The following is a 22943-nucleotide window of genomic DNA, read 5'->3' as shown; positions in this document are numbered from 1 at the left end:
TCATGCTGAACCATCTTCGCCCGGCTTTCACGCTTCTCCTCGCCCTGACGCTCTTGACGGGGCTGGCCTATCCGCTTGCCGTCACCGGCATCGCGCAGGCCGTCATGCCGGCTGCGGCCAACGGCTCGCTGATCGAAAAAAACGGCGCCGTCATCGGCTCCGCCCTGATCGGCCAGGCCTTCGCCACGGACAAATATTTCTGGCCGCGCCCCTCCGCGACCGGCCCGGAGGCCTACAACGCCGCCGCCTCGTCGGGCTCGAACCTCGGCACCACCTCGGTCAAGCTCCGCGATCGCGTGCAGGCGGATATCGACCGGCTGAAGGCGACGGGGATCACCACGCCCATCCCAGCCGATGCGGTGACGACCTCCGGCTCCGGCCTCGACCCGCATATTTCCCCCGAATTCGCCCGCGCGCAGGTCGCCCGGGTCGCGAAGGCGCGGGGATTGCCGGAAACGGCCATTGCGGACCTCGTGGCGCAACAGATAGAAGACCGTCTTTTCGGTTTCATCGGCGAGCCGCGGGTGAACGTGCTAAAGCTCAATCTGGCGCTCGACGCGCGGGGATCATGAGAGGACGAATGGCGGACGACGACCGCGACGACAATCGCAGACCCGATCCCGATGCATTGCTTGCCCTGGCGGAGAAAGACCGCCGGGGCAAATTGACCGTTTTCCTGGGGGCAGCGCCCGGCGTGGGGAAGACCTACGCCATGCTCGCGCGCGCCGGGCGGCTGAAGGCGGAAGGGGCCGACATCGTCGTCGGCCTTGCCGAAACCCACGGGCGCAGCGAGACCGCCGCCCTGCTCGACGGCCTGGAGGTGCTGCCGCGCACGCGCGTCGCCCATCGCGGTCGCGTGCTTGAAGAATTCGACCTTGATGGCGCGCTCGCGCGCCACCCGCGCATCGTGGTGGTCGACGAGCTTGCCCATTCCAATCCCGAGGGCAGCCGGCATCCGAAACGTCACCAGGATATCGAGGAGCTGATCGCCGCCGGCATCGACGTCTGGACGGCGCTCAACATCCAGCATCTTGAAAGCCTCGCCGACCTGGTGGCGCAGATCACGGGTGTCACGGTGCGCGAGCGCGTGCCGGATGTCGTGCTGAAGAAGGCCGACGAGGTGGTGCTGGTCGACCTGCCGCCGACGGAGCTGATCGAGCGGCTGAAGGAGGGCAAGGTCTACCTGCCGGAAAGCGCCAGCCGCGCCGTCGACCGCTTCTTCCGCCTCGGCAACCTGACGGCCTTGCGCGAACTCGCGCTGCGCCGCACCGCCGACCGGGTCGACGACCAGATGGTCGACTATCTCAAGCAGAACGCCATCGAAGGCCCGTGGGCGGCCGGCGAGCGGCTGCTGGTCTGCGTCGGGCCGGACGACCTGTCCGAAAAGGTCGTGCGCGTGGCAAGCCGCCTTGCGTCCGGCCTCAATGCGCCCTGGCTCGTGGTTTCGATCGAGCGGGCGGACCGCGAAGTCGAGACGACGGCGCGCCTGCAGCGCATGGAGGGGCTCTTCCGGCTGGCCGAACAGCTCGGCGCTGAAACGCGCCGCGTGGTCGGCAATGATTTCGTCGAGGAAATCCTGAAGCTGGCGCGGCGCGAGCACGCCACGCAGATCGTGATCGGCGCCAGGCGGCATCACGGCTGGACGCGGTTTTTCTCCCCCTCGCTGCCGGATGCGCTCTCTCGCCGCGCGGCCGGCCTCGGCGTCTATTTCGTGACGCCGGACAAGAAGGAAAAGCTGCCCGTCCCGACGCGCCTTTCGCTGCCTGGGGTCGCCTCCTTCCGGCAATCCGCGCTCATCGCCGTCGCCTTCACCGGCGCCACGGCGGCCGTCGGCAAGATGATCGACATGGTCGCGGAGCTTCCGAACATCTCGCTGCTCTTCCTGCTCGCCGTTCTCGGCGCGGCGGTGATGGGGGGCTACGTTTCGGCCTTCATCGCCGCGGTCCTGTCGGCGCTCGCCTACAACTTCCTGTTCATCGATCCGCTGCACACCTTCACGATCACCGCGCCACACGAAGTCTTCGCGCTCGTCGTCTTCCTGTCGGTCGCGATCATCGCCGGCGGCTTCGCCTCGCGCATCAAGGAGCAGGCGGAGGTCGCCCGCGTGCGCGCCACCGCGCTGCAATCGCTCTACGATTTCTCGCGCAAGCTCTCGACGACGGCCAAGGCGGACGATGCGATCTGGGTGGCGGTCTCGCATCTCCAGGCGAGCCTCAAGCGCAACATCGTGCTGCTGCTGCCCGACAAGAGCGATCTCAAGGTTGCCGCCGTCTGGCCGCCGGATACGGAACTGGACGTCACCGATTTCACGGCGGCGCGCTGGACGCGCGACAAGCAGGAGCAGGCCGGTTTCGGCACCGGCACCCTGCCGAACAGCCGCTTCGAGTTTCGTCCCCTGATGGGGCCGCACGGGCTCGTCGGCGTCTGCGGCATCCAGCAGACGGATGTGCGCCTCGACATCAATGCGGAACGGGCGCTCTCCGCCATTCTCGACCAGACGGCAATCGCGCTCGACCGGGCGCGGCTTTCGGAGGCGAGCGTGGAACAGGCGGCGCGACTGGAGGGCGAACGCTATCGCGAGGCGCTGCTCTCCTCGATTTCGCACGATCTCCGGACCCCGCTCGCCACGATCATGGGCGCGGTCACCAGCCTTCGCCAGCTCGGCGACAAGATGACGCCGGAGAGCCGCGTCGACCTTCTCCAGTCGATCGAGGAAGAGGGCAGCCGTATGAGCCGCTTCGTCGGCAATCTGCTCGACATGACGCGCATCGAAGCCGGCACGCTGAAGCCGAAGAGCGACTGGGTCGATGTTTCCGATGTCGTGCAGTCGGCCGTCGAGCGGGCACGAAAATATTTCCCGGGCCGGCTGATCGAGACGGGCATTGCGCCGGACCTGCCGCTCGTCGAGGGCGACAGCGTGCTGCTCGGCCAGGTGCTGTTCAACCTGCTCGACAATGCGGTGAAATATGGCGGCGACGAGCCGGTCAACGTCTATGCCCGGCGCGACGGGGCGGATGTGCTGATTTCCGTCACCGATCTCGGCAAGGGCATTCCACCCGCCGAAATCGATCGCGTCTTCGAAAAGTTCTATCGGCGCGGCAAGCCGGACGGGCGCTCGCCGGGCACGGGGCTTGGTCTCTCCATTGCCCGCGGTTTCGTCGAGGCGATGGGCGGGAAGATCCATGCGGAAAGCCCGGCGCTGAAGAAGAAGGGCACGCGCATCGTCATCCGTTTCCCGGCCGGCGACAAGACGAAGGCTTGCAAGACGCCATGACGAACGAGCGTATCCTCGTGGTGGATGACGAGCCGCAGATCCAGCGGTTCCTGCGGCCGGCGCTCAAGGCGGCCGGTTACGACGTCGTCGAGGCGGCCACGGGCGGCGAGGCGCTGAAGGCGGTGGCGACCGCAGCACCCGACCTCGTCATCCTCGATCTCGGCCTGCCGGATATGGACGGCAAGGAGGTCATCGCCAGCCTGCGTGGCTGGACGACCATCCCGATCATCATCCTCTCGGCCCGCGAGCGCGAAAGCGAGAAGATCGCGGCCCTCGATCTCGGTGCCGACGACTATATCGAAAAGCCCTTCGGCATCGGCGAGCTGACTGCCCGCATCCGCAACGCGCTACGCCACCGCGAGCGCGCGGAGGCGGCACCCGCAACCCTTTCCACCGATGGGCTGGTGATCGATACCGTGCGGCGGCTGGTGTCGCGCGATGACGAGGCGGTGCGCCTGACGCCGAAGGAATACGACCTGCTGACGCTGCTCGCTCGCCATGCCGGCCGGGTGGTCACGCACAAGACGCTGCTCACCTCCGTCTGGGGGCCGGCGCATGGCGAGGACCTGCATTACCTGCGCGTCTTCATCGGCCAGCTCCGCCAGAAGATCGAACGCGACCCGACCCATCCCGCCATCGTGCGCACCGAACCCGGCGTCGGATACCGGCTCGTCGTCGACCAGGAGTGACGCCCGCCTAGGCGCTGACGAGCAGGGCGACAGGCTCGGTTCGCAGAAGCTCGGCAATTGCCGTCGTGCGGTCGAGCGTGAATGCGCGGCCGTCGAGTGCCGACCGCACGGAGTGGCCTTCGAAGCCGGCGGGAAGCGTCAGGGCAAGGCCGCGTGTGGCATCTTCGGTGAGGAGCAGGGCGTCGGGCCGCGTCTTGCCGAAGGTCAGGCGCGGAACGATGGTCAGGGCAAAGGCCTGCGGCGTGCCGCGCAGGAAGGCGAGGGCCTGACGGTTGCCATCGGACAGGTCGATCGGAACGTAAGGCGCGGCGAACGGATCGGTGTGTCGCGCCCGCTCCGCGAGCACGGTCGCGACCAGCCATTGTTTGTAGCCCATGAAATGGGCGCGTGCCGGCCGCGGTCTCTCCGGTATTGTAAGGGACGCGACGTCGAGCAAGGGCCGGTTGTCAGGATCGACAAGCGAAAAGTCGGCGCGCTCGCTGCCCTGGTAGATGTCTGGAATGCCGGGCGCCGTCAGCTTGATCAGCGTCTGAGCCAGCGAATTCATCAGTCCCGCATCGATGAAGGGAGAGAGCGTCTCGTCGAAATCCTTGAGGAACGGCGCGTGCCCGAGCAGGTCGGTGACAAAGCCCGTGACCTTTTCCTCATAAGCGACATCCGGCTGGCTCCAGTCGGAGGCGAGTTTTGCCTCTCGCAACGCCTTTTCGATGTAGGGGGTCATGCGCACGCCGAGCATTTGCATGGCCTCGCGATCCTCCAGGCCGCCGATCGGCCAGATGCCGGCAAGCGCTTGATAGATCAGCCATTCCACATCCGGCTCCGGCACATGAGCGCGGCGAAAACGGGCGTTGAGGGTGGCCCAGCGCTCCGTCGCGGCAATCCAGCGGTCCGGGGCCTCGCTCAGCGTGTAGAGCCGCGCCCGCGCGTCTTCACCGCGCTTCGTGTCGTGCGTCGAGGTTGCCGACAGGCCCTTCGGCATGGTTTGCGAGCGCGCCGCCATGGCGGCGTGGAAGGCTTCGGGGCCGCCGGTCGGCCGGCCGGGATCGCCGCCGACCTCGTTCAGCGCGATGAAGGCGTTCTCCCGATAGAAGAGCGTGTCTTCCAGCGCCTTCGCCATGATCGGGCCGCTCAGCTGCTGGAGGCGGGTGCGGAATTCGACGCAGTCCGGCAGCGCCTTGCAGGTCTCGTCGTCGACGAGCAGCTCGAAAATGAAATCGATCGCTTCGCGAACCTCCGGGCGCGCCGCGTCCAGCGCCTGCTGGCGGGCGGCCGAGAGGACGAGCCGGTCGCGCTCGTCGCCGCCGGCGGCGGTCGTGTAGGTTCGATAGACCGGCAGCGCGATGACCAGGCCGCGGATCGCGTCGACGAGCGTCGCGCGCGAAAGGTCCGCCTGTGCCCTGTCGGCGAGCGCTTTTGCCAGCATGGCGACGCGCTTGACCTCGCCCTCGAAATTTTCCGAAAGCATCTGCCGTTTGCTCGCCTGCATCTCCTCGCCGTAGCTGCCGGCATGGCCCTCGTGCCGCAGCGGCGCGAAGGTCTTCGCCAGCCTGCCGCCCTCCTGCTCGTCGACCAGCGCATCCGCCAGCGAGGCAATGAATTCGTAGCCCGTCGTGCCCTCGACGGGCCATGACGTGGCGAAGGGCTCCTCCTTCTCCAGAATTTTTTCCACGAAGATGGGGAGGTCCGGGCCGACGGCGCTGCGCAACCGCTCCAGATAGGCCGCCGGATCGGCAAGCCCGTCGATATGGTCGATGCGCAGGCCATCCACGGTGCCGTCGCGCACGAGCGCAAGCGTCAGGCGGTGGCTGTCGTCGAAGACCTGCAAGTCTTCGACGCGCAAACCGACGAGACCGGCAATCTCGAAGAAGCGCCGGTAGCTCAGATGCCGCCCCGCCGTCTTCCAGTCTGTCAGCCGCCATGGCTGCGCCGCGTGAATGGCCGCGATGCGTGCCGGATTGCTGGAAATCTGCTCCAGGCCCTCAGATCCCTGCAGCGCTTGACCGTGGGTTCCGGGGTGCAGGGGATAGAAGCTGTCGTGGTAGCGCAGCGCCAGCGTGTCGTGCGCGGGGTCGTGAGCGAGGTGAATCGTGCCGTCCGCGACCTCCTCCTCGAAAGCCTTGCCGAGGAAGGGCAGCGTCAGCGGTTCCGTCCAGTCTATATCGAAGTGGCGGGCGAATGGGCTGTCTGCGCCCAAGGCCACGACGCTGTGCCACCAGGGGTTTTCGAGGTGTGCCGCCATGTGATTGGGCACGATATCGAGGATGAGCCCCAGGCCGCGTGCATGCAGCACCTCCGCCAGCGTGCGCAGGCCCTCAAGGCCGCCCAGCGCCGGGTCGATCTCGTTGGCGTCGGTGACGTCGTAGCCATGGGTCGATCCGCCGACCGCCGTCATGACCGGCGACGCATAGAGGTGGCTGATGCCCAGTCGCTCCAGATAGGGCACAAGCCGGCATGCGCCTGCGAAGTCCATGCCGTTGCGGAACTGGAGGCGATAGGTCGAGTGGGGGAGTGTCATGAGGTCCTGGGCGTGCGGTTTCAGCGCCTCAGTAACGCATATCCTCCCGATTTGTTCCATCCGCTTCCGTCAGGCTGCCCGGTGGCGCTTGAAATCCGTCTGCGAAACGACGCCCACCAGCCGGTTCTGCCGGTCGAGCACGGCGAGGCGGCGCAGGTGCAGCGATTGCATGTTGGCAAGCACGCCCTCCGGCGCCTCGTCGTCGTAACAATAGGTGATGTTGGTCGTCATGACGTCGCCGACCTTCGTGGTTTCCGCGTTGAGCCCCGGCGCGACCACGCGCAGGATGATGTCGCGATCCGTCAGCGTGCCAACCAGGCCGCTCGCATCTGCCACCGGCAGGAAGGCGATATCCCACTCGGCCATCAGGCTTGCGGCATATTGCAAGGTCTCCTCCGGCCGGACGAGGTGGACATTGCGGGTCATGATATCGCCGATGGACATGGGGGACCTCTTTTTGCACTTTCTCTAAGAACAGACGACGGGGATGTTGGTTCCAACAGCCCTAGTTCCGGCGGCGGTCGACGGCGACGATGATCGAGGGGCCGGGCGCGGTGCCGGCGGTGAGCTCGAAGATAGCCTCGCCGCCGATCGACGGCCACGGTTTGCCTTCCCGCGTGAAGTTCGTGCGAATGCCAAGCGTTGCCGTCGCAAAACGCCAGTCGATGGCGAGCACACCCTCCTCGGTGGAAAACACATGCGGCTCGGGTGCCCCTTCGGTGAGCAACGGGGCGACATGCATCTGTCGTAGCCGGATCAGCTCGCGAACGAAAGCGATCTGCCGTCGGCCATCGATTGAGGCAGCGCGGGACCAGTCGAGCTTCGAGCGTTGCAGCGTCTCCTCGGACACGGGATCGGGGAGGTCGGCGATGGTCTGGCCCGGCTTCAGGCCGCCGAATTTTTCCGCCTCCTGCTTGCGGCCTTCCTGCACGGCCCGCGCCAGGTCTCCCTCGAAATCGGCGAAATACAGGAACGGCCGGTCCTCGCCGTATTCCTCGCCCATGAACATCATGGGAACCGGCGGGGCGAGCAGCAGGAGCGCGGTCATCACATTGAGGAGCGTCGGATCGGCGACCGTGACGAGCCGGTCGCCGAAGGCGCGGTTGCCGATCTGGTCGTGGTTCTGCAGGAAGTTGACGTTGACCTGCGGCGGTAAAGGATCTTGCGGGGCCGGGCCGACGCGATCCCGGTTGCGATCCGCGTGGATGAAACCGCGGGCGGTCGCTGCGCTCAGCGCCTCGTAGGGTTTTTCCACGAAGGCCGCATAGTGGCCCTGCTTTTCACCCGTCGCGATGACATGCAGGGCGTGGTGAAACTCGTCGTTCCAGCCGGCCGTATAGTGATGCACGATGCCGCCGTCGCGATTGAGCAGGCCCTTGCGGCTGAGCTGGTCTTCGACGACGAGATGGATCTGGCGGTCCGGCGCCGCCTGGCGGATGGTCTGCGCCATTTCGAGCAGCATATGGCTTTCGCTCTCGTCCTCGATTTCCTCGGTCGCGTCGAAGCGCAGGCCGTCGAACCGGTGGTCGACGATCCAGTGTAGCGCGTTCTCGATGAAATAGCGCCGCACGGCCTGCCGCTCGAAGGCGAGGGCCGCGCCCCAGGGCGTGTGGCGTTCCGGATGGAAGAAGGGCGGGGCGATGCGCGGCAGGATGTTTCCGGCCGGGCCGAAGTGATTGTAGACCACGTCGAGCAGCACCATCAGGCCATGGCCGTGCGTCGCATCGACCAGCGCCTTCAGGTCGTCCGGCGTGCCATAGGCGCTGTGCGGCGCGTAGTGCAGCACGCCGTCATATCCCCAGCCGCGCTGTCCGGCGAAATGGGCAACGGGCATGATCTCTATGGCGGTGAAGCCGATATCGCGCAGATGGGCGAGTTGCTCGATCGCCGCGCGAAACGTGCCTTCCGGTGTGAAGGTGCCGATGTGCAGCTCGTAGACCACCGCCTCTTCCCACGGCCGCCCCTTCCAGCCCGGGTTCTGCCAGGCGTAGCGGCCATGATCGACGATGACGGACGGGCCTTCGACGCCGTTTTTCTGGGCATGGGAGCCGGGGTCGGCGATCTCGCTGCCGTCGGCGAGCCGGAACGTGTAGGCATCACCGGGCCGGGCGCGGTCGGTTGCCACCGCATGCCAGCCGTCGTCCTCCGCCTGCATGCCGATCTCGTGGCCGCCGACAAGCAGTGTCACGGCGTTTTCGGCTGGCGCCCACAGGCGGAACCGTACCCTTCCGTCCTCCAATATGCGCGGTCCCCAGGTTCTCGGCGTCGGTGCTGGCTCGCTCATACGCTTCCTCTTTGTTGCTTTGCAGCAAGAATGAACCGAAAGGCGGCGAAAAAGTTCCGGAACAATCCGCTTCTTTTCGCGTTGCACCATCGCTTTTCAAAGCCCCGGCGGAGGATTCTGCTGTGCGGGTGCGATCAGACATCTGCGACGGCGCGTTCGCTCTCGGCGCCATCCGCAGGTTCATCCAGGGGAGGCCAATGCTCGACCGAAGGGGACCTATCGCATGAGTTACTCATTTTCCGAACTCGATTTCATGAAGCCGGAGCTCGGCGCCGAATTTACCGGCGAAGGCACGCATTTCGCCGTGTTTTCCGCCCATGCGGAGCAGATGGAGCTTTGTCTGTTTTCCGAGGACGGCAAGCAAGAGACCGCCCGTCTGGCGCTGCCCAAGCGGGAAGGTGACATCTGGTCCGGCTATATTGCCGGGCTGAAACCCGGCACGGTCTACGGCTATCGTGCGCACGGGCCGTACGATCCGCAAAACGGCCACCGCTTCAACCCTAACAAGCTGCTGCTCGACCCTTACGCCAAGCAGATCGTCGGCGAAATCGCCTGGGACGATGCGCTCTACGGCTACCGCATCGGCGATGCGGCGGAAGACCTGTCCTTCGACGAGCGCGACAGCGCGCCTTTCATGGTGAAGGGCATGGTGCAGGATCCGGATTTCGACTGGGCGGGTGACGCCGCCATCCGCCGGCCCTGGACCGAGACGATCATCTACGAGGCGCATGTGCGCGGCATGACGATGAGCCATCCGGGTGTGCCGGAGGAGCTGCGCGGCACTTTCATGGGCATGGCAAGCGACCCGATCGTCGAACATCTCGTCGATCTCGGCATTTCCGCCATCGAACTCCTGCCGATCCAGTATTTCCCGGATGATCGTTATCTGCTGGAAAAGGGCCTGCGCAACTATTGGGGCTACCAGACGCTCGGCTTCTTTGCGCCGCAGCCGCGCTTCCTTTCCGGCCGCGCCGTAACTGAGTTCAAGACCATGGTGAAACGCTTCCATGCCGCCGGCATCGAGGTCATCATGGATGTGGTCTACAACCACACGGCGGAAGGCTCGGAGCGCGGCCCGACGCTCAGCTTCCGCGGGCTCGACAATCTCAGCTATTACCGGCTGTCACCGGATGACCTGCGCCACAGCTACGACACGACCGGCACCGGCAACACGGTCAACATCGCCCATCCGATGGTGCTGCGCATGGTGCTGGACAGCTTGCGCTACTGGGTCGGCGTCATGCATGTCGATGGTTTCCGCTTCGACCTTGCAAGCACGCTCGGCCGCACGCGCCACATCGAATTCGACCGCGACGGCACCTTCTTCGATGCGATCCGGCAGGACCCGATCCTCTCCGGCGTCAAGCTGATCGCGGAACCGTGGGATGTCGGTGACGGCGGCTACCAGGTCGGCGGTTTCCCGCATCCGTTCCGCGAATGGAACGACAAGTATCGCGACGACGTGCGCCGCTTCTGGAAGGGTGACGGCGGCCTCGTTTCCGGGCTCGCATCGCGTCTTACCGGCTCCGCACCGCAGTTCAACCACTCCGATCGCGGCTCCACCTCGTCGATCAACCTGCTCAGCGCGCATGACGGTTTCACGCTGATGGACACCGTCTCCTATGACGGCAAGCACAATGAAGCGAATGGCGAGGACAATCGTGACGGCCATTCCGACAACCATTCGCACAATATGGGCGCCGAAGGCCCGACCGACGACGCTAACATCCTTTCCGCCCGCGACCGCCGCCGGCGCAACATGATCGCGACGCTGATGCTCAGCCAGGGTGTGCCGATGCTGCTCGGCGGCGATGAACTCGGCAACAGCCAGCAGGGCAATAACAATGCCTATTGCCAGGACAATGCGGTCGGCTGGACCGATTGGGACGGCCTCGACGATCCGTTCCTGAATTTCTGCAAGGGTGCGATTGCGTTCCGCAAGGCCCATCCGGCGCTGCGGCAGGAACGGTTCCTGACGGGCGACGCCGCCGAGGACGGCACGATCGAGATCGCCTGGTATCGGCCCGATGGCGCCTTCATGACCGATGCCGCCTGGAAAGACGGCAACCTGAGGGCACTCGGCCTGTTCCTCTCGAAGCCGGCGAACGGCGAGGGACCGGACCAGCTCTTCCTCGTCCTGAATGCCGGCGGGGATTGCCAGGTGAAGCTGCCGGAGGTGAACGGCATCAAGGCGTGGAAGCGCGTACTCGATACCGGCGCGGAAGATGACGCCTATGCCGAGCATCCGGCGCAAAGCCCGGCCATGGTCTATGGCGGCAGCGTCGCCGTCTTCGAACCGGTGGGATGAGCCGCAAAACATGGCGCCGGACAACCTCAAAGAGACCGGTCTCGTCTATGTCTCCGACAGCGAGCCCGGAATCCGGCGCCAGCGCGCCGGCCGCAGCTTCTGTTATCGCCTGCCGGACGGTTCGCTGGTGCGCGATGCGGCGCTGAAGGCGCGCATCGCCGCGCTCGGCCTGCCGCCGGCCTATCAGAATGTCTGGATCTGCATCGACGAGCACGGTCACCTGCAGGCGACCGGTTTCGACGCGCGCGGGCGAAAACAATACCGCTACCACCCCGACTGGCAGGCGCTGAAAAGCGGCGACAAGTTCGACCAGTTGATCGCCTTCGGCCGCGCGCTGCCGAAACTCAGGCGCGCGGTGCGGCGCGATCTCGATGGCGCACCCGGCACGGTCGATACGATGCTGGCGGCCATCACCGTGCTGCTCGACGAGGCGCAGCTTCGCGTCGGCAACAGGGCCTATGCGGTGGAAAACAAGACCTATGGCGCGACGACCTTGCTCAAACGCCATGTCCGGCTTGCCGAGGGGCAAATCGAACTGCGCTTCAATGCCAAGGGCGGCAAGCGTGTGCAGCGAACGCTGAAACATCCCCGCCTCCAGCGCCTGCTGGAAGATTGCGCCGACCTGCCGGGCCGCCAGCTCTTCGTCTGGAAGGACGACACGGATCTCGTGCGGCCGATCGATTCCGGCCGGCTCAACCTGTATCTCGCCGATATTTCCGGCATTGCCGTTTCCGCCAAGACCTTCCGCACCTGGGCCGGCAGCCTTGCCGCCTTCGCCATGGCGCGCCATGCGGTCGAGGAGGACGGCCGCCCGACGATCAAGGGCATGGCGCAGGCGGCGGCGGACACGCTGCACAACACGCCGGCCATCGCCCGGTCGAGCTACATTCATCCCGATATCATCGCGCTCGCCGAAGCGCCCGAGGCCTTGCGCCTGGCGCTACGCTTCCCGTCACTCGCCATCACCGGATTGCGGGCGGAGGAGGAACGCCTGCTGCGCTTCCTCGAAAGCCGCCGCAATGCACGCCGCCGTGCGCGCAAGAAAACGCCGGCCATGCAGGACGCATAGCCGGCGCTTCAGCGGTTAGATGATCTCAGGCCGCGCGGCGTTCGTGCCGGCCTTCCTCGATTTCCTCGACGATCTTCGCGACGAAGGCGTCGAGATCCTCCGGCGAGCGCGAGGTGATGATGCCCTTGTCGGTCACCACCTTCTCGTCGCGCCAGTCCGCCCCCGCATTGACGAGGTCCGTACGGATCGAGGCATAGGAGGTCGCCTTGCGGCCACGCAGCGCATCCGCCTCGACGAGCAGCCAGGGCGCATGGCAGATCGCCGCCACCACCTTGCCCGAAGCCAGGAAGTCCTTGACGACACGCATCGCCTTCTCGTCGGCGCGCAGGAGATCCGGGTTGATCTGCCCGCCGGGCAGCACGAGCGCGTCGAAATCCTTCGAGGAAACTTCCTCCGCGGTCAGGTCGACGTCGACCGTATCGCCCCAGTCCTTCTCGTCCCAACTCTTGATCGGGCGCTTTTCCAGCGAGGCGATCTTCACCGCCGCGCCGCGTTTTTTCAGTTCATCCAGCGGCACGCGCAGTTCGGAGCGCTCGTAGCCGTCGGTGGCGAGAATGAGTACGCGTGCTTCCTTGATGGAGGGCATGGCTTATCCTTTCTCATGTGTGGTGCCCCATCGGGGCTTTGCGGAATGCCTTCGCCGCCGCCTCAGTGGCGGAGCGAAGATTCCTCGTCGCTGTCTTCGGGCAGCGATTGGCGGGTGAGGTCGACGGCGGCGCGGGTCGCTTCGTCCGCCTCATGCGAATTGTGTCTTGCGGCATGTTCGGGCAGCGCGACCTTTTCGAGGTCGGCGCGTTCGCGCGCCGCCTGTTCCCAATGGTCGCCATCCTTGCCCTGCGGGCGGCCTTCCGCCTCCCACAGGCCATAGGCACGCTTGCTGATCCATTCCTGGCGTTCGTCGTTCACGATGATATGTCCCTTCGACAAGTGGCAGCGGTCTATGCCGCCGTCCATGAGTTCACGCGGAAGCCGGCCTCCTTGGCGGCCTCGATAAAGGCCCGGCGCGCGAAGGCCGGGTCGTCGTCGCTTGCCAGCCCCTGCTCGCAGACGCTTTTCGCCGTCAGTGCCGCAGGTCCGTCCTTGATCGGCCAATGGTTCTTTATGCAGAGCAGGGCGTCGCGCGTGCTTTGCACGCGTAGGACCTGCTGGTCGCCCTCGAGCACGACCGCCTCGTCCCACAGCCGGTCGGTTGCAAAAATGGTCATTGCTGGCCCTCCGCTCTCTGGGTTTCGGCCGGAATATCGACAAGGCTGACGATGCCGACGACACGCCGGTCGTCGTTCACCACCACGAGGCGGCGCACGCCGAGTTCGCGCATGCGGGCCGCCACCGTTTCCGTGTCGTCCTTCTCGTTACACAGCTCAGGCGACACGGTCATGAATTCCGCAATGGCGGTGGAGGTGGAATGTCCCCGCGCCAGGACCGACACGACGATATCGCGATCGGTGATGATGCCGACGATGGCGCCCACGCCCGGCACTTCGACCGGAAGCGCGCCCACTTCGGTTTCGGCCATCAGCCGGGCTGCCGATTGTGCGGTGTCATTGGGGGAGACGGTGACGATCTGGGCGGACATCACGTCCTTGACAAGCATCTTGGTCAGTCCCCTTCAAAGCCGTCCGTTGATGAGGCTGCGGCCGTTCGGCGCGGCGGGCACGACCACCTCGTCCCGCTCCGGCTGGCGAAGCGGCAGATCGACCTGCTGCGGCACGATGACCTGCGGCTCCCAGGAATTGCGGCGTTTGCGGGTGTTGCGAAGGTCGGCGTCCGGGGTTTCAGCGGGTTTGCGGGCTAGCGGCTTCTTCTTCTGGCGCACGGGTACACTCCTGCGAACGGGCTTCGACTGCTGACCAAACGCGGGTGCTGCGGCTTGGTTCCCAAAAAACCGGGGAACCGACGTGTCTCCCGGGCATTGTTGTCGAGCCGAACCGGCATAACGAAGAGGAAGTTGCCCATGCTGTTTGCAGGAAAGGTCGCCCTCGTCACCGGTGCCGGATCGGGGATCGGCAAGGCCACGGCTCTGGCCTTCGCTCGCCATGGCGCCAGCGTCGGCGTGCTGAGCCGTACCGCGGAAGAGGTCGAGGCCGTCGCGAAGGAAATCCTGGCACTCGGCGGCGCTGGCCTTGCGCTTGCGGCGGATGTGACGGACGAGGCCTCGATGCGCGGCGCCGTGGAACAGCTCGTCGACACCTTCGGCAGCCTCGACGTCGTCATCGCCAATGCCGGCATCAATGGCGTCTGGGCGCCGATCGACGACCTGAAGCCCGCGGAGTGGGACGAGACGATCGCCGTCAACCTGCGCGGCACCTATCTGACGCTGCACCTGACCGTACCCTTCCTGAAAAAGGCGGGCGAGGGTGCCATCGTCGTCGTCTCCTCAATCAACGGCACGCGCACCTTCTCCACGCCCGGCGCCACCGCCTATGCCGCGACCAAGGCAGCACAGCTTGCCATGGTGCAGCAGCTCGCGCTGGAGCTCGGCAAGGCGCGCATCCGCGTCACGGCCGTCTGCCCCGGCGCGATCGAAACGAGCATCGACGAAAACACCAAGCAGCGCGGTGCCGGCGAATCCGGCATTCCCGTCGTCTGGCCGGAGGGCGACATTCCCGTCTCCGACGGCAAGCCCGGAACGGCCGACGAGGTGGCCGACGCCATCCTCTTCCTCGCCTCCTCGAAGGCCCGCCACATTACCGGCATTCCGCTGTGGATCGACGGCGGGCAGGGCCTGTTGCGCTGACCCTCTGGCGTTCCCCGCCGACCTTGTGCAAGGTGCGGGAAAACAGTGCAGGAGGTCACCATGGGCAATCATCTTTTCGACGCGATCCGCGCCGCCGCAACACCGGAGGCCGTCTTCATCGAAACCGCCGAGGGGCGGCGCTGGACCTATGGCGAGATGATCGCGTTTTCCGGCCGGCTGGCCGCAGCGCTCGTGGGCCTCGGCGTGCAGCCGGGTGACCGCGTCGCGGTGCAGGTGGAAAAGAGCCCGGAGGCGCTGATGCTCTACCTCGCCTGCGTGCGGGCCGGCGCGGTCTACCTGCCGCTCAACACGGCCTATACGCTGACGGAACTCGACTATTTCATCGGTGATGCCGAGCCGCGGCTCGTGGTCGTCGACCCGAAATCCGTGGGTGGCGTCACGGCGGTCGCCGAGGCCTATGGCAGCACGGTCGAGACGCTCGATGCGATCGGCGGCGGCAGCCTGATCCAACGGGCCGGGGGTGAGGAAGCGGATTTTGCCGATGCGGAGCGCGGGGCCGACGATCTCGCGGCGATCCTCTACACCTCCGGCACGACCGGCCGCTCCAAGGGCGCCATGCTGACGCATGACAACCTGCTCTCGAATGCCCTGACGCTCAGTGAGCATTGGCGTTTCACCAGCGCCGACCGGCTGATCCATGCGCTGCCGATCTTCCACACGCATGGCCTGTTCGTCGCCTCGAATGTCACGCTGCTCTCCGGCGCCTCTATGATCCTGCTGCCGAAATTCGACGCCGACGAGGTGCTCGGGCTGATGGAAAACGCCACGGTGATGATGGGCGTGCCGACCTTCTACGTCCGGCTCGTGCAACATGCCGGCCTGACGCGGGAGGCGACCGCCGGCATGCGCCTCTTCGTCTCCGGCTCCGCGCCGCTGCTTGCGGAAACCCATCGCAGCTTTTCGGAAAAGACGGGTCATGCCATCCTCGAACGTTACGGCATGACCGAGACGAACATGAACACCTCCAACCCCTATGACGGCGATCGTGTCGCCGGCACGGTGGGCTTCCCGCTGCCCGGCGTTTCGCTGCGCGTCACCGAGCCGGAGACCGGAAAACCCCTGGCGGACGGCGAGACGGGCATGATCGAGGTGAAAGGCCCGAACGTCTTCAAGGGCTATTGGCGCATGCCGGAAAAGACCGCCGCGGAATTCCGCACGGACGGCTTTTTCATCACCGGCGACCTCGGCAAGGTCGACGAGCGCGGCTACGTGCACATCGTCGGGCGCGGCAAGGATCTCGTGATTTCCGGCGGCTACAACATCTATCCCAAGGAAGTGGAGACCGAGATCGATGGTATGCTGGGCGTCATCGAGAGTGCGGTCATCGGCGTGCCGCATCCGGATTTCGGTGAGGGCGTGACGGCCGTCGTGGTGCTGAAGAAGGGCGCGGCGCTCGACGAAAGGGCGGTGCTCGACGGGCTGAAGGACCGGCTGGCGCGCTACAAGCAGCCGAAGCGCGTGCTCTTCGTCGACGACCTGCCGCGCAACACGATGGGCAAGGTGCAGAAGAATGTTTTGCGCGACACCTATGCGGAGCTCTACAAGGCCTGACGCCGCTCCGGCGCGAAATGCCGCTTGAGGATGTCGAGCACCTCGCTTGCCAGTTCCCCGACGATGCCGCCGCGCTCCCAGGAATAGAGCGAGGCCACGACCGGCGGTTCCGGCGCGAATTCGGCGAGCGGCTTCACCCGCCATCCCTTCGCCGAATCGACCGGCAGCAGCGACAGGCCAAGACCCGCCTCGATCGCCATCAGCACGTTGCGCAGGCTCGCGGAGGTGAAGGCGACATACCAGCGCCGCCGCTCGCGCTCCATGCGCTCGAACATGGCGTCACGATAGAGCCCGCCAGGCGGGAAGGTGACGAGCGGGGTCGGATCGGGCAGGTCGCTTGCCGCATCCAGCGCCGTGAACCAGGCGATCGGCTCCTCGAAGCTCGCCCACGCGTCGGAACTCGGCACGTCCTCCTTCAGCACGACGATGTCGAGCTCGCCGGAACGGTAGCGTCGCGTGAGGTCCGAGCGCAGCCCCGTGGTAACGTCGAGGCGGGCCTCCTTGTGGCGCTTGGCGAAGGCCGCGAAGGCATGGGCCATTTCCGGTGTGGCGATATCGTCCGGCATGCCGATCCTGACGGAAGTGGTGCCGGAGGTTTCGGCGACCAGCGTCAGCGCCTCGGTCTGAAGCGCCAGGATGCGCCGGGCGTGGCCGAGCAGGCGCTCGCCCGTCACCGTCAGGCGCACGGGCCGCGCGGCGCGATCGACGAGATCGCGGCCGATCGCTTCCTCCAGCCGGGCGATCTGCTGGCTCATCGTCGATTGGGTCATGTGCAGGCGGTCGGCGGCCGCCGTGAAACTGCCGGCATCGGCGATCGCCACGAAGGCCCGGAGCAAACGCGGATCGAGCACGGCATCTCCATTGGAAAACGGAATAGTCGCTATCTAAACATCTAATTTGCGCATGATTCAAGCCGGTGCTAGCGATAGGCCATGATCGGCGGCACCCTCGTCGCCGGGACAAGCATTTTCAGCACGAAAGTCGAACCATGACGGATACGCATGCCGGACGCGATTGGGCCATGCTCGCACTGGTCGTCCTGATCGGCCTCAACCTGCGGCCCTTCCTTGCCGCGCCGGCGCCGATCCTGGCGGAAATCGTCGCGGATACCGGATTGGGTTATGGCGGCATCGCCATGCTGACGCTGCTGCCGATGTTCCTGATGGGGCTTGGCGCCTTCGTGGCGCCCGGCCTTCAGATGAAGCTCGGCGCGCGCCGCGGCCTGCTCATCGCGCTCTTCATCCTGCTCGCCGGCTCGGCACTGCGCCTCGTTGTGTGGGACGGCGCGTCGCTGATCCTCACGGCCGCACTCTCCGGCATGGGCGTTGCCTTCATCCAGGCGGCCTTTCCGGGCATCATCAAGGCGCGCTTCCCGGCGCATGTGCCTGTCGTCACCGGCCTCTATTCCGCGATGATCATGGCCGGCGGCGCTTTTGGCGCTCGGCTGATGCCGGTGCTGGTGCATGCCGGCTATGGCTGGCGCGCGGCGCTTGCCTGGTTGGCGCTGCCGGTGGCAATCGCGCTGGCCGCTTCCTGGCGTGTCCTCTCCGATGTGCAGTCGGACAAGCCCGACGGCACGCTTACCCGCCAATTACTGCGGCGGCCGCGCACCTGGGTGCTGATGGCAGCCTTCGGGCTGATCAATGCGGGTTATACCTCGATGATCGCCTGGCTTGCGCCCTATTACCAGGCGCAGGGCTGGACGAGTACCGATAGCAGCGGCCTCGTTGCCGTCATGGCCGCCTGTCAGGCCGCCGCCGCACTCGGCCTGCCCATCCTCGCCCGCGGCAATGTCGATCGCCGCCGCTGGCTGTGGCTGACGATCGCCTTCCAGGCCATTGGTTTCTTCGGCCTTGCAAGCTTTCCCGCCATGGCGCCGGCTGTTTGGGCCGGGCTTTGCGGCGCCGGCCTCGGCGGCAGTTTCGCGCTCGCCATCGTCACCGCGCTCGACCATTTGCCGCGCCCCGAACAGGCTGGCTCACTTGCCGCCTTGATGCAGGGCGGCGGTTTCCTGATCGCCGCGATCGGTCCCTATGCCATGGCCCTACTGCATGACTGGACCGGCGGCTTTGCCGCTGGCTGGGCGCTGCATCTCGGTTGCGTGCTCGTCACGGCGCTGCTCTACCTGCGCTTCGATCCTCGGCACTATCCGGCGGCGATGCCCGCTTCCGGCTGAACGAGAAAACCCGCGCCGTTTTCGGGCGCGAGTTCTATCGGGGCTTAGCGGCGCGCGCCGAAGGGGCGCAGCGTCATGTGGCGGTTGACGTCCTTGTAGAGCAGGTAGCGGAACGGGCCGGGGCCGCCGGCATAGCAGGCCTGCGGGCAGAAGGCCCGCAGCCACATGAAATCGCCGGCCTCCACTTCCACCCAATCCTGGTTGAGCCGGTAGACGGCCTTGCCCTCAAGCACATAGAGGCCGTGCTCCATGACATGGGTTTCCGCGAAGGGAATGACGGCGCCGGGTTGCAGCGTGACGATCGTCACATGCATGTCGTGGCGCAGGTCGTTCGGATCGACGAAGCGCGTCGTCGCCCAGCCGCCATTCGTGCCGGGCATTTCCGAGGGCTTGATGTCCTTCTCGTTGAGGATCAGCGGTTCGGGATGATCGAGGCCATCGACGGCCTCATAGGCCTTGCGGATCCAGTGGAAGCGGGCATGGGCACCTGAGCGGTTGTGCAGCGACCATTTCAGGCCCGGCGGCAGGAAGGCGTAGCCGCCCGGCTGGAGCGTGTGCTTGCCGGAAGGCAGCGTCAGTTCCACCTCGCCATCGACGACGAAGAGCACGCCTTCGGCACCCGCATCCTGCTCCGGCCGGTCGCTGCCGCCGCCCGGCGCCACTTCCACGACATATTGCGAAAAGGTCTCGGCGAAGCCGGAGAGCGGGCGGGCGATCACCCAGAGACGCGTGCCGTTCCAGAAGGGCAGGAAGCTGGTGACGATGTCCTGCATCACCCCCTTGGGGATCACCGCATAGGCCTCCGTGAAGACGGCGCGTCCGGTCAGGAGGTCGCTCTGCGGCGGATGGCCGCCGAGGGAGGAATAGTAGCTGCGTTGCATCGTCTCAGGCCCTTTGTCTTGAGTGTTTCCAGTATTTTCTGACGTCGGTCTGCGCCGCCGCCTTGTTTTTGGTTACTTCGCGCCCGCCTTTTCCAGCAGCGCGACGATTTCTCCGTAACCGCGCCCGCGGGCATGCTGAAGCGGCGTGACGCCGTCATTGTCCGCGAGATCGACCTTGGCGCCGGCATCCAGCAGCAGGCCGACGATCTTCACATGGCGTGGCCCGCCATCGCCGAGGATGATCGCCTCCAGCAGCGCCGTCCAGCCGAGCCGGTTGATGTGGTCCACGTCGACACCCGCCTTGATCAGCGTGTCGACCGTCTCGACATGGCCGCGCTCGGCGGCGGGAATGAGCGCGGTGCCGCCATAGCGGTTGATGCTCTTGAGGTCGGCGCCGTGGGCGAGCGTCAGCTTGAGGATGTCGAGATGGCCGCGCGCGCCGGCATAGAGATAGGGGCTGTCGTTAATGTCATCCTTGGCGTTCACATCGGCGCCGGACTCGATCAGCGCGCGGGCGGCGTCCACCTTGTTGCCGTGCGTTGCGACGAGCAACGCGGTCGCCCCGCTCCCGTCCCGCGCATCGATCTCGGCGCCCTTGGCGAGAAGCGCCGCGATTTCCGCGGCATCATCGGCGGCGGCCGCCTTGTGCAAAGAAAGATCCATGGCGTAGCCCGCGGCAAGAAAGGTAGAGGCTGCCAGGAACAGCCAGGCCGACAGCAGGGCAAGTTTCAGCATGCGCTATCCCATTGGTTTGTGAGCCTGAAATTAGCAGGGGGCGAGGCCATTAGAAAATTAAATGTGTAAATCCACATCATGCAGAAGATGGAATTCGCGCTTGCCGCCGGCTATAAGCGGAAAAGGCCCGGGGCGGCCTGCCGTATCGATGAAGGAGAGGCGAAGCCATGAAGACGGAACAGGGGCTGCTGCGCATTTCTATCGCCGTCACGGTCCTGCTGGCCGGCTTCGGCATCCTGTTCGGCATTCTCTCCGGCTCCTTCGCCATCGTCTTCGACGGTGTCTATGCGCTGACGGATGCGGCGATGACCGTGCTCGCCCTGCTCGTCTCCAACCTAATCGCCTCGTCGGGCGTCGGCGGCGCGGCCAAGGGCCGGCTCGTCAAACATTTCACCATGGGCTTCTGGCACCTGGAGCCGATGGTGCTGGGCCTCAACGGCATCCTTTTGACGGGTGCGGCGATCTACGCGCTGATCAACGCCATCGGCAGCATCATGGAGGGCGGCCGGCCGCTCGATTTCGACCAGGCGATCATCTACGCCGTCGTGACGCTCACGGTCACCATCGCCATGGCGATCCTCGGCAGCCGGGCGAACCGCACCATCAAGTCGGATTTCGTGGCGCTCGACGCCAAGGCCTGGATGATGTCCGCGGGGCTGACCGCCGCGCTGCTCATCGCCTTCGTCTTCGGCTACCTGATCCAGGGCTCGCCTTACGAATGGCTGTCGCCCTACATCGACCCGGTTGCGCTGGCGCTCGTCTGCCTCGTCATCATCCCCATCCCCGCCGACACGATCCGCCAGGCGCTCGCCGACATCCTGCTGGTCACGCCGGCGGACCTGAAGGGCCATGTCGATAAGGTGGCGCAGGCGATCGTCGAGAAGCATGGCTTCCTCTCCTACCGTGCCTATGTCGCGCGCGTCGGCCGCGGCCGGCAGATCGAGCTCTTCTTCATCGTGCCGGAGGATTTTCCGGCGAAGAAGCTGCAGGAATGGGACGAGATCCGCGACCAGATCGGCATCGCGATCGGCGACGAGGGGCCGGATCGCTGGCTGACCATCGCCTTCACCACCGATCCCGAATGGGCGGATTGATCATTCCTTTTCAGAATGCTTGGCATTTTGACTATCTATTTGTGTAATGCATGATCCTGCCCGATCTTCCCTGGAGCCAAAAAGGGGAACGATCATGTTGAAGACCATTCTGTCCTATGCCGTGGCCGCCGGCCTCGCCTTCTCCGCCGTCGCACTGCCGCTGTCCGCAAGCGCGGATGAGCTCGCAACCATCAAGTCCGCCGGCGAGTTCAGGTTTGCCAACAGCGGCGCCTATCCGCCCTTCAGCTTCGTTGATGACAAGAACGAAGTGGTCGGTTTCGATGTCGATATCGGCAACGAGATCGCCAAGCGCCTCGGCGTGAAGGGTGCCGGCGTCAGCACCGCCTGGGACGGCATCATCGCCGGCCTGCTTGCCGGCAAATACGATTCCGTCATCGGCAGCATGACCATCACGCCGGAGCGTGAAAAGGCCGTCGATTTCGTCGGTCCCTATTACAAGTCAGGCCGCGGCGTCTTCGTGACCGAAGGCTCCGACATCAAGTCCATCGACGACCTCAAGGACAAGACCATCGGCGTGACGCTCGGCGAAACCCACGAGAAATGGGCGCGCGAGCGCGGCGGCTGGGAAATCCGCACCTACAAGGGCCTGCCGGAACTGTTCCTCGAGCTGAAGGCCGGCCGTATCCAGGCGATGATCGTCGATGCCGTGCCGGTCTCGATCGCCGTCAAGGAAACCGGCGAGAAGGTCGTGAAGCTCGACGTCGCGGAATTTGCCGGCACCGAGGACAAGATCGGCATCGCCATCCGCAAGGGCAATCCGGAGCTGAAGGCCGCCATGCAGAAGGCACTGGACGACATGATGGCCGACGGCACCTATGAAGCCATCGCCATGAAGTGGGTCGGCTCGGATATCCGCTGATCGTCCTTGAAATGGTGGCTCCGGCCGGCGCGTGATCGCACCCGCCGGCAGCCTCACCGATTGCCGAGGGTCCGTATGGATATCGCTCTTGTCGGCCGCATCATTCCTGTCTTCGTCCAGGCGGCCTGGACGACCGTCGAACTCTCCCTGATCTCGCTTGCCATCGGGCTCGCCGTCGCGGCGCTGATCGCCGGGCTTCGCCTGTCGCATGTGGCGATCCTGCGGTTCTTCGGTACGGCCTATGTCAGCGTCTTTCGCGGCACGCCGGCGCTCATCCAGATCTTCCTGCTCTATTTCGGCGGGCCGCAGGTCGGCATCCAGCTTGAGCCCTTAGCGGCGGGCGCCATCGCGCTGGGGCTGAACATCGCCGCCTATATGGCGGAATCGATCCGCGGCGGCGTGCTCTCGGTCGATCGCGGGCAGATGGAGGCGGCGCGCTCGCTCGGTTTCGCCGAGGGGCAATCCATGCGCTGGATCGTGCTGCCGCAGGCCGCCAAGCTGATGATCCGGCCGCTCGGCGTCAATGCCGTGGCGCTGGTCAAGGGCACGGCGCTCGTCGCCACCATTTCCGTCGTCGAACTGACCTATACGGCGCAGCGCTTCATCGGCTCCACCTACAAACCCTTCGAGATTTTTGCCGTGACGGCGGTGCTCTACATGATCATGGTCTACGGTCTGACTGTTATCATCGACCGTCTCGACCGCGCCTATGCCGGGGAGGCCTGAGCC

22 protein-coding genes are annotated in these 22943 nt (G+C 65.6%); 11 read left to right on the top strand and 11 right to left on the bottom strand.

What is annotated here, in order from left to right; translation table 11 throughout:
• Positions 1 to 2: 2 nt before the first annotated feature.
• From kdpC to AC1RWL_RS22450, 3 genes are read left to right on the top strand one after another with little or no spacing between them, the layout of a single operon-like run.
• The gene (gene kdpC, locus AC1RWL_RS22460) at positions 3 to 572 is read left to right on the top strand and encodes a potassium-transporting ATPase subunit KdpC (RefSeq protein WP_493096077.1); all 570 of its coding nucleotides are present in this window, start codon (positions 3 to 5) and stop codon (positions 570 to 572) included.
• A gap of 8 nt (positions 573 to 580) precedes the next feature.
• On the top strand, positions 581 to 3274 hold the full coding sequence (locus AC1RWL_RS22455) for an ATP-binding protein (protein ID WP_493096078.1): 2694 nt from the start codon (positions 581 to 583) through the stop codon (positions 3272 to 3274).
• Positions 3271 to 3963, top strand: coding sequence for a response regulator (locus tag AC1RWL_RS22450; protein ID WP_492646391.1), 693 nt, complete (start codon positions 3271 to 3273; stop codon positions 3961 to 3963). The genes AC1RWL_RS22455 and AC1RWL_RS22450 overlap by 4 nt, the downstream gene beginning before the upstream one ends.
• 7 nt (positions 3964 to 3970) lie before the next feature.
• On the opposite strand, the gene treY is transcribed toward AC1RWL_RS22450, so the two are convergent.
• The 3 genes from treY to treZ form a co-directional block, all read right to left on the bottom strand.
• Complete coding sequence (gene treY / locus AC1RWL_RS22445; protein ID WP_493096079.1) at positions 3971 to 6478, bottom strand: malto-oligosyltrehalose synthase; 2508 nt, start codon at positions 6476 to 6478, stop codon at positions 3971 to 3973.
• 69 nt (positions 6479 to 6547) lie between these two features.
• A complete protein-coding gene (locus AC1RWL_RS22440; RefSeq protein ID WP_493096080.1) occupies positions 6548 to 6922 on the bottom strand; it encodes a CBS domain-containing protein in 375 nt (124 codons plus the stop codon).
• A 61-nt stretch (positions 6923 to 6983) separates the two neighbouring features.
• The gene (gene treZ / locus AC1RWL_RS22435) at positions 6984 to 8762 is read right to left on the bottom strand and encodes a malto-oligosyltrehalose trehalohydrolase (RefSeq protein WP_493096081.1); all 1779 of its coding nucleotides are present in this window, start codon (positions 8760 to 8762) and stop codon (positions 6984 to 6986) included.
• 223 nt (positions 8763 to 8985) lie between these two features.
• On the opposite strand from treZ, the gene glgX reads away from it, so the two are divergent.
• Positions 8986 to 11070, top strand: a complete 2085-nt coding sequence (gene glgX, locus AC1RWL_RS22430; RefSeq protein WP_493096082.1) for a glycogen debranching protein GlgX — start codon at positions 8986 to 8988, stop codon at positions 11068 to 11070.
• A gap of 10 nt (positions 11071 to 11080) precedes the next feature.
• Positions 11081 to 12139 (top strand): DNA topoisomerase IB, encoded by a 1059-nt coding sequence (locus tag AC1RWL_RS22425; protein ID WP_493096083.1) that lies wholly within the window; start codon positions 11081 to 11083, stop codon positions 12137 to 12139.
• 25 nt (positions 12140 to 12164) lie between these two features.
• Here the strand turns inward: AC1RWL_RS22425 and AC1RWL_RS22420 are convergent, their stop codons facing one another.
• The 5 genes from AC1RWL_RS22420 to AC1RWL_RS22400 all read right to left on the bottom strand — a co-directional run bounded on the left by AC1RWL_RS22420 (position 12165) and on the right by AC1RWL_RS22400 (position 13955).
• The gene (locus AC1RWL_RS22420; RefSeq protein WP_493096084.1) at positions 12165 to 12725 is read right to left on the bottom strand and encodes a type 1 glutamine amidotransferase domain-containing protein; all 561 of its coding nucleotides are present in this window, start codon (positions 12723 to 12725) and stop codon (positions 12165 to 12167) included.
• 62 nt (positions 12726 to 12787) lie between these two features.
• Positions 12788 to 13045: a DUF2934 domain-containing protein gene (locus tag AC1RWL_RS22415; RefSeq protein WP_439628973.1), complete on the bottom strand. Its 258-nt coding sequence runs from the start codon at positions 13043 to 13045 to the stop codon at positions 12788 to 12790.
• 32 nt (positions 13046 to 13077) lie between these two features.
• Entirely contained in the window at positions 13078 to 13344 is a 267-nt protein-coding gene (locus tag AC1RWL_RS22410; RefSeq protein ID WP_435266457.1) for a DUF982 domain-containing protein, read from the bottom strand.
• Complete coding sequence (locus AC1RWL_RS22405) at positions 13341 to 13733, bottom strand: CBS domain-containing protein (RefSeq protein WP_493096085.1); 393 nt, start codon at positions 13731 to 13733, stop codon at positions 13341 to 13343. The genes AC1RWL_RS22410 and AC1RWL_RS22405 overlap by 4 nt, the downstream gene beginning before the upstream one ends.
• Positions 13734 to 13748: 15 nt before the next feature.
• Positions 13749 to 13955 (bottom strand): hypothetical protein, encoded by a 207-nt coding sequence (locus AC1RWL_RS22400; protein WP_439617674.1) that lies wholly within the window; start codon positions 13953 to 13955, stop codon positions 13749 to 13751.
• 138 nt (positions 13956 to 14093) lie between these two features.
• Here AC1RWL_RS22400 and AC1RWL_RS22395 point away from each other — a divergent pair, with 138 nt between their 5' ends.
• Entirely contained in the window at positions 14094 to 14876 is a 783-nt protein-coding gene (locus tag AC1RWL_RS22395) for an SDR family oxidoreductase (protein ID WP_493096086.1), read from the top strand.
• Positions 14877 to 14936: 60 nt separating this feature from the next.
• The gene (locus tag AC1RWL_RS22390) at positions 14937 to 16448 is read left to right on the top strand and encodes a malonate--CoA ligase (protein ID WP_493096087.1); all 1512 of its coding nucleotides are present in this window, start codon (positions 14937 to 14939) and stop codon (positions 16446 to 16448) included.
• On the opposite strand, the gene AC1RWL_RS22385 is transcribed toward AC1RWL_RS22390, so the two are convergent.
• Positions 16436 to 17299, bottom strand: coding sequence for a LysR family transcriptional regulator (locus AC1RWL_RS22385; RefSeq protein ID WP_493096088.1), 864 nt, complete (start codon positions 17297 to 17299; stop codon positions 16436 to 16438). The genes AC1RWL_RS22390 and AC1RWL_RS22385 overlap by 13 nt on opposite strands.
• Positions 17300 to 17436: 137 nt before the next feature.
• Here AC1RWL_RS22385 and AC1RWL_RS22380 point away from each other — a divergent pair, with 137 nt between their 5' ends.
• Complete coding sequence (locus tag AC1RWL_RS22380) at positions 17437 to 18624, top strand: cyanate transporter (RefSeq protein WP_493096089.1); 1188 nt, start codon at positions 17437 to 17439, stop codon at positions 18622 to 18624.
• Positions 18625 to 18668: 44 nt separating this feature from the next.
• Here AC1RWL_RS22380 and AC1RWL_RS22375 read toward each other — a convergent pair whose 3' ends face one another.
• Together AC1RWL_RS22375 and AC1RWL_RS22370 are read right to left on the bottom strand one after the other, a co-directional pair.
• Positions 18669 to 19505, bottom strand: a complete 837-nt coding sequence (locus AC1RWL_RS22375; RefSeq protein WP_439617670.1) for a bifunctional allantoicase/(S)-ureidoglycine aminohydrolase — start codon at positions 19503 to 19505, stop codon at positions 18669 to 18671.
• Positions 19506 to 19577: 72 nt separating this feature from the next.
• Complete coding sequence (locus AC1RWL_RS22370) at positions 19578 to 20168, bottom strand: ankyrin repeat domain-containing protein (RefSeq protein ID WP_493096190.1); 591 nt, start codon at positions 20166 to 20168, stop codon at positions 19578 to 19580.
• A gap of 239 nt (positions 20169 to 20407) precedes the next feature.
• On the opposite strand from AC1RWL_RS22370, the gene AC1RWL_RS22365 reads away from it, so the two are divergent.
• The 3 genes from AC1RWL_RS22365 to AC1RWL_RS22355 all read left to right on the top strand — a co-directional run bounded on the left by AC1RWL_RS22365 (position 20408) and on the right by AC1RWL_RS22355 (position 22940).
• Positions 20408 to 21334, top strand: a complete 927-nt coding sequence (locus AC1RWL_RS22365) for a cation diffusion facilitator family transporter (RefSeq protein WP_493096090.1) — start codon at positions 20408 to 20410, stop codon at positions 21332 to 21334.
• A gap of 94 nt (positions 21335 to 21428) precedes the next feature.
• Positions 21429 to 22214 carry an ABC transporter substrate-binding protein gene (locus tag AC1RWL_RS22360; protein ID WP_493096091.1) on the top strand — a complete coding sequence of 262 codons (786 nt, stop codon included), beginning with the start codon at positions 21429 to 21431 and terminating at the stop codon, positions 22212 to 22214.
• A gap of 75 nt (positions 22215 to 22289) precedes the next feature.
• Positions 22290 to 22940, top strand: coding sequence for an amino acid ABC transporter permease (locus AC1RWL_RS22355; RefSeq protein ID WP_493096092.1), 651 nt, complete (start codon positions 22290 to 22292; stop codon positions 22938 to 22940).
• Positions 22941 to 22943 lie beyond the last annotated feature (3 nt).

The sequence above is a fragment of the Shinella sp. GW821-FHT10F02 genome (genome assembly GCF_058809275.1).
The sequence above is the reverse complement of the archived record's forward strand: the minus strand, read 5'-3'. Positions and strand labels throughout refer to the sequence as shown.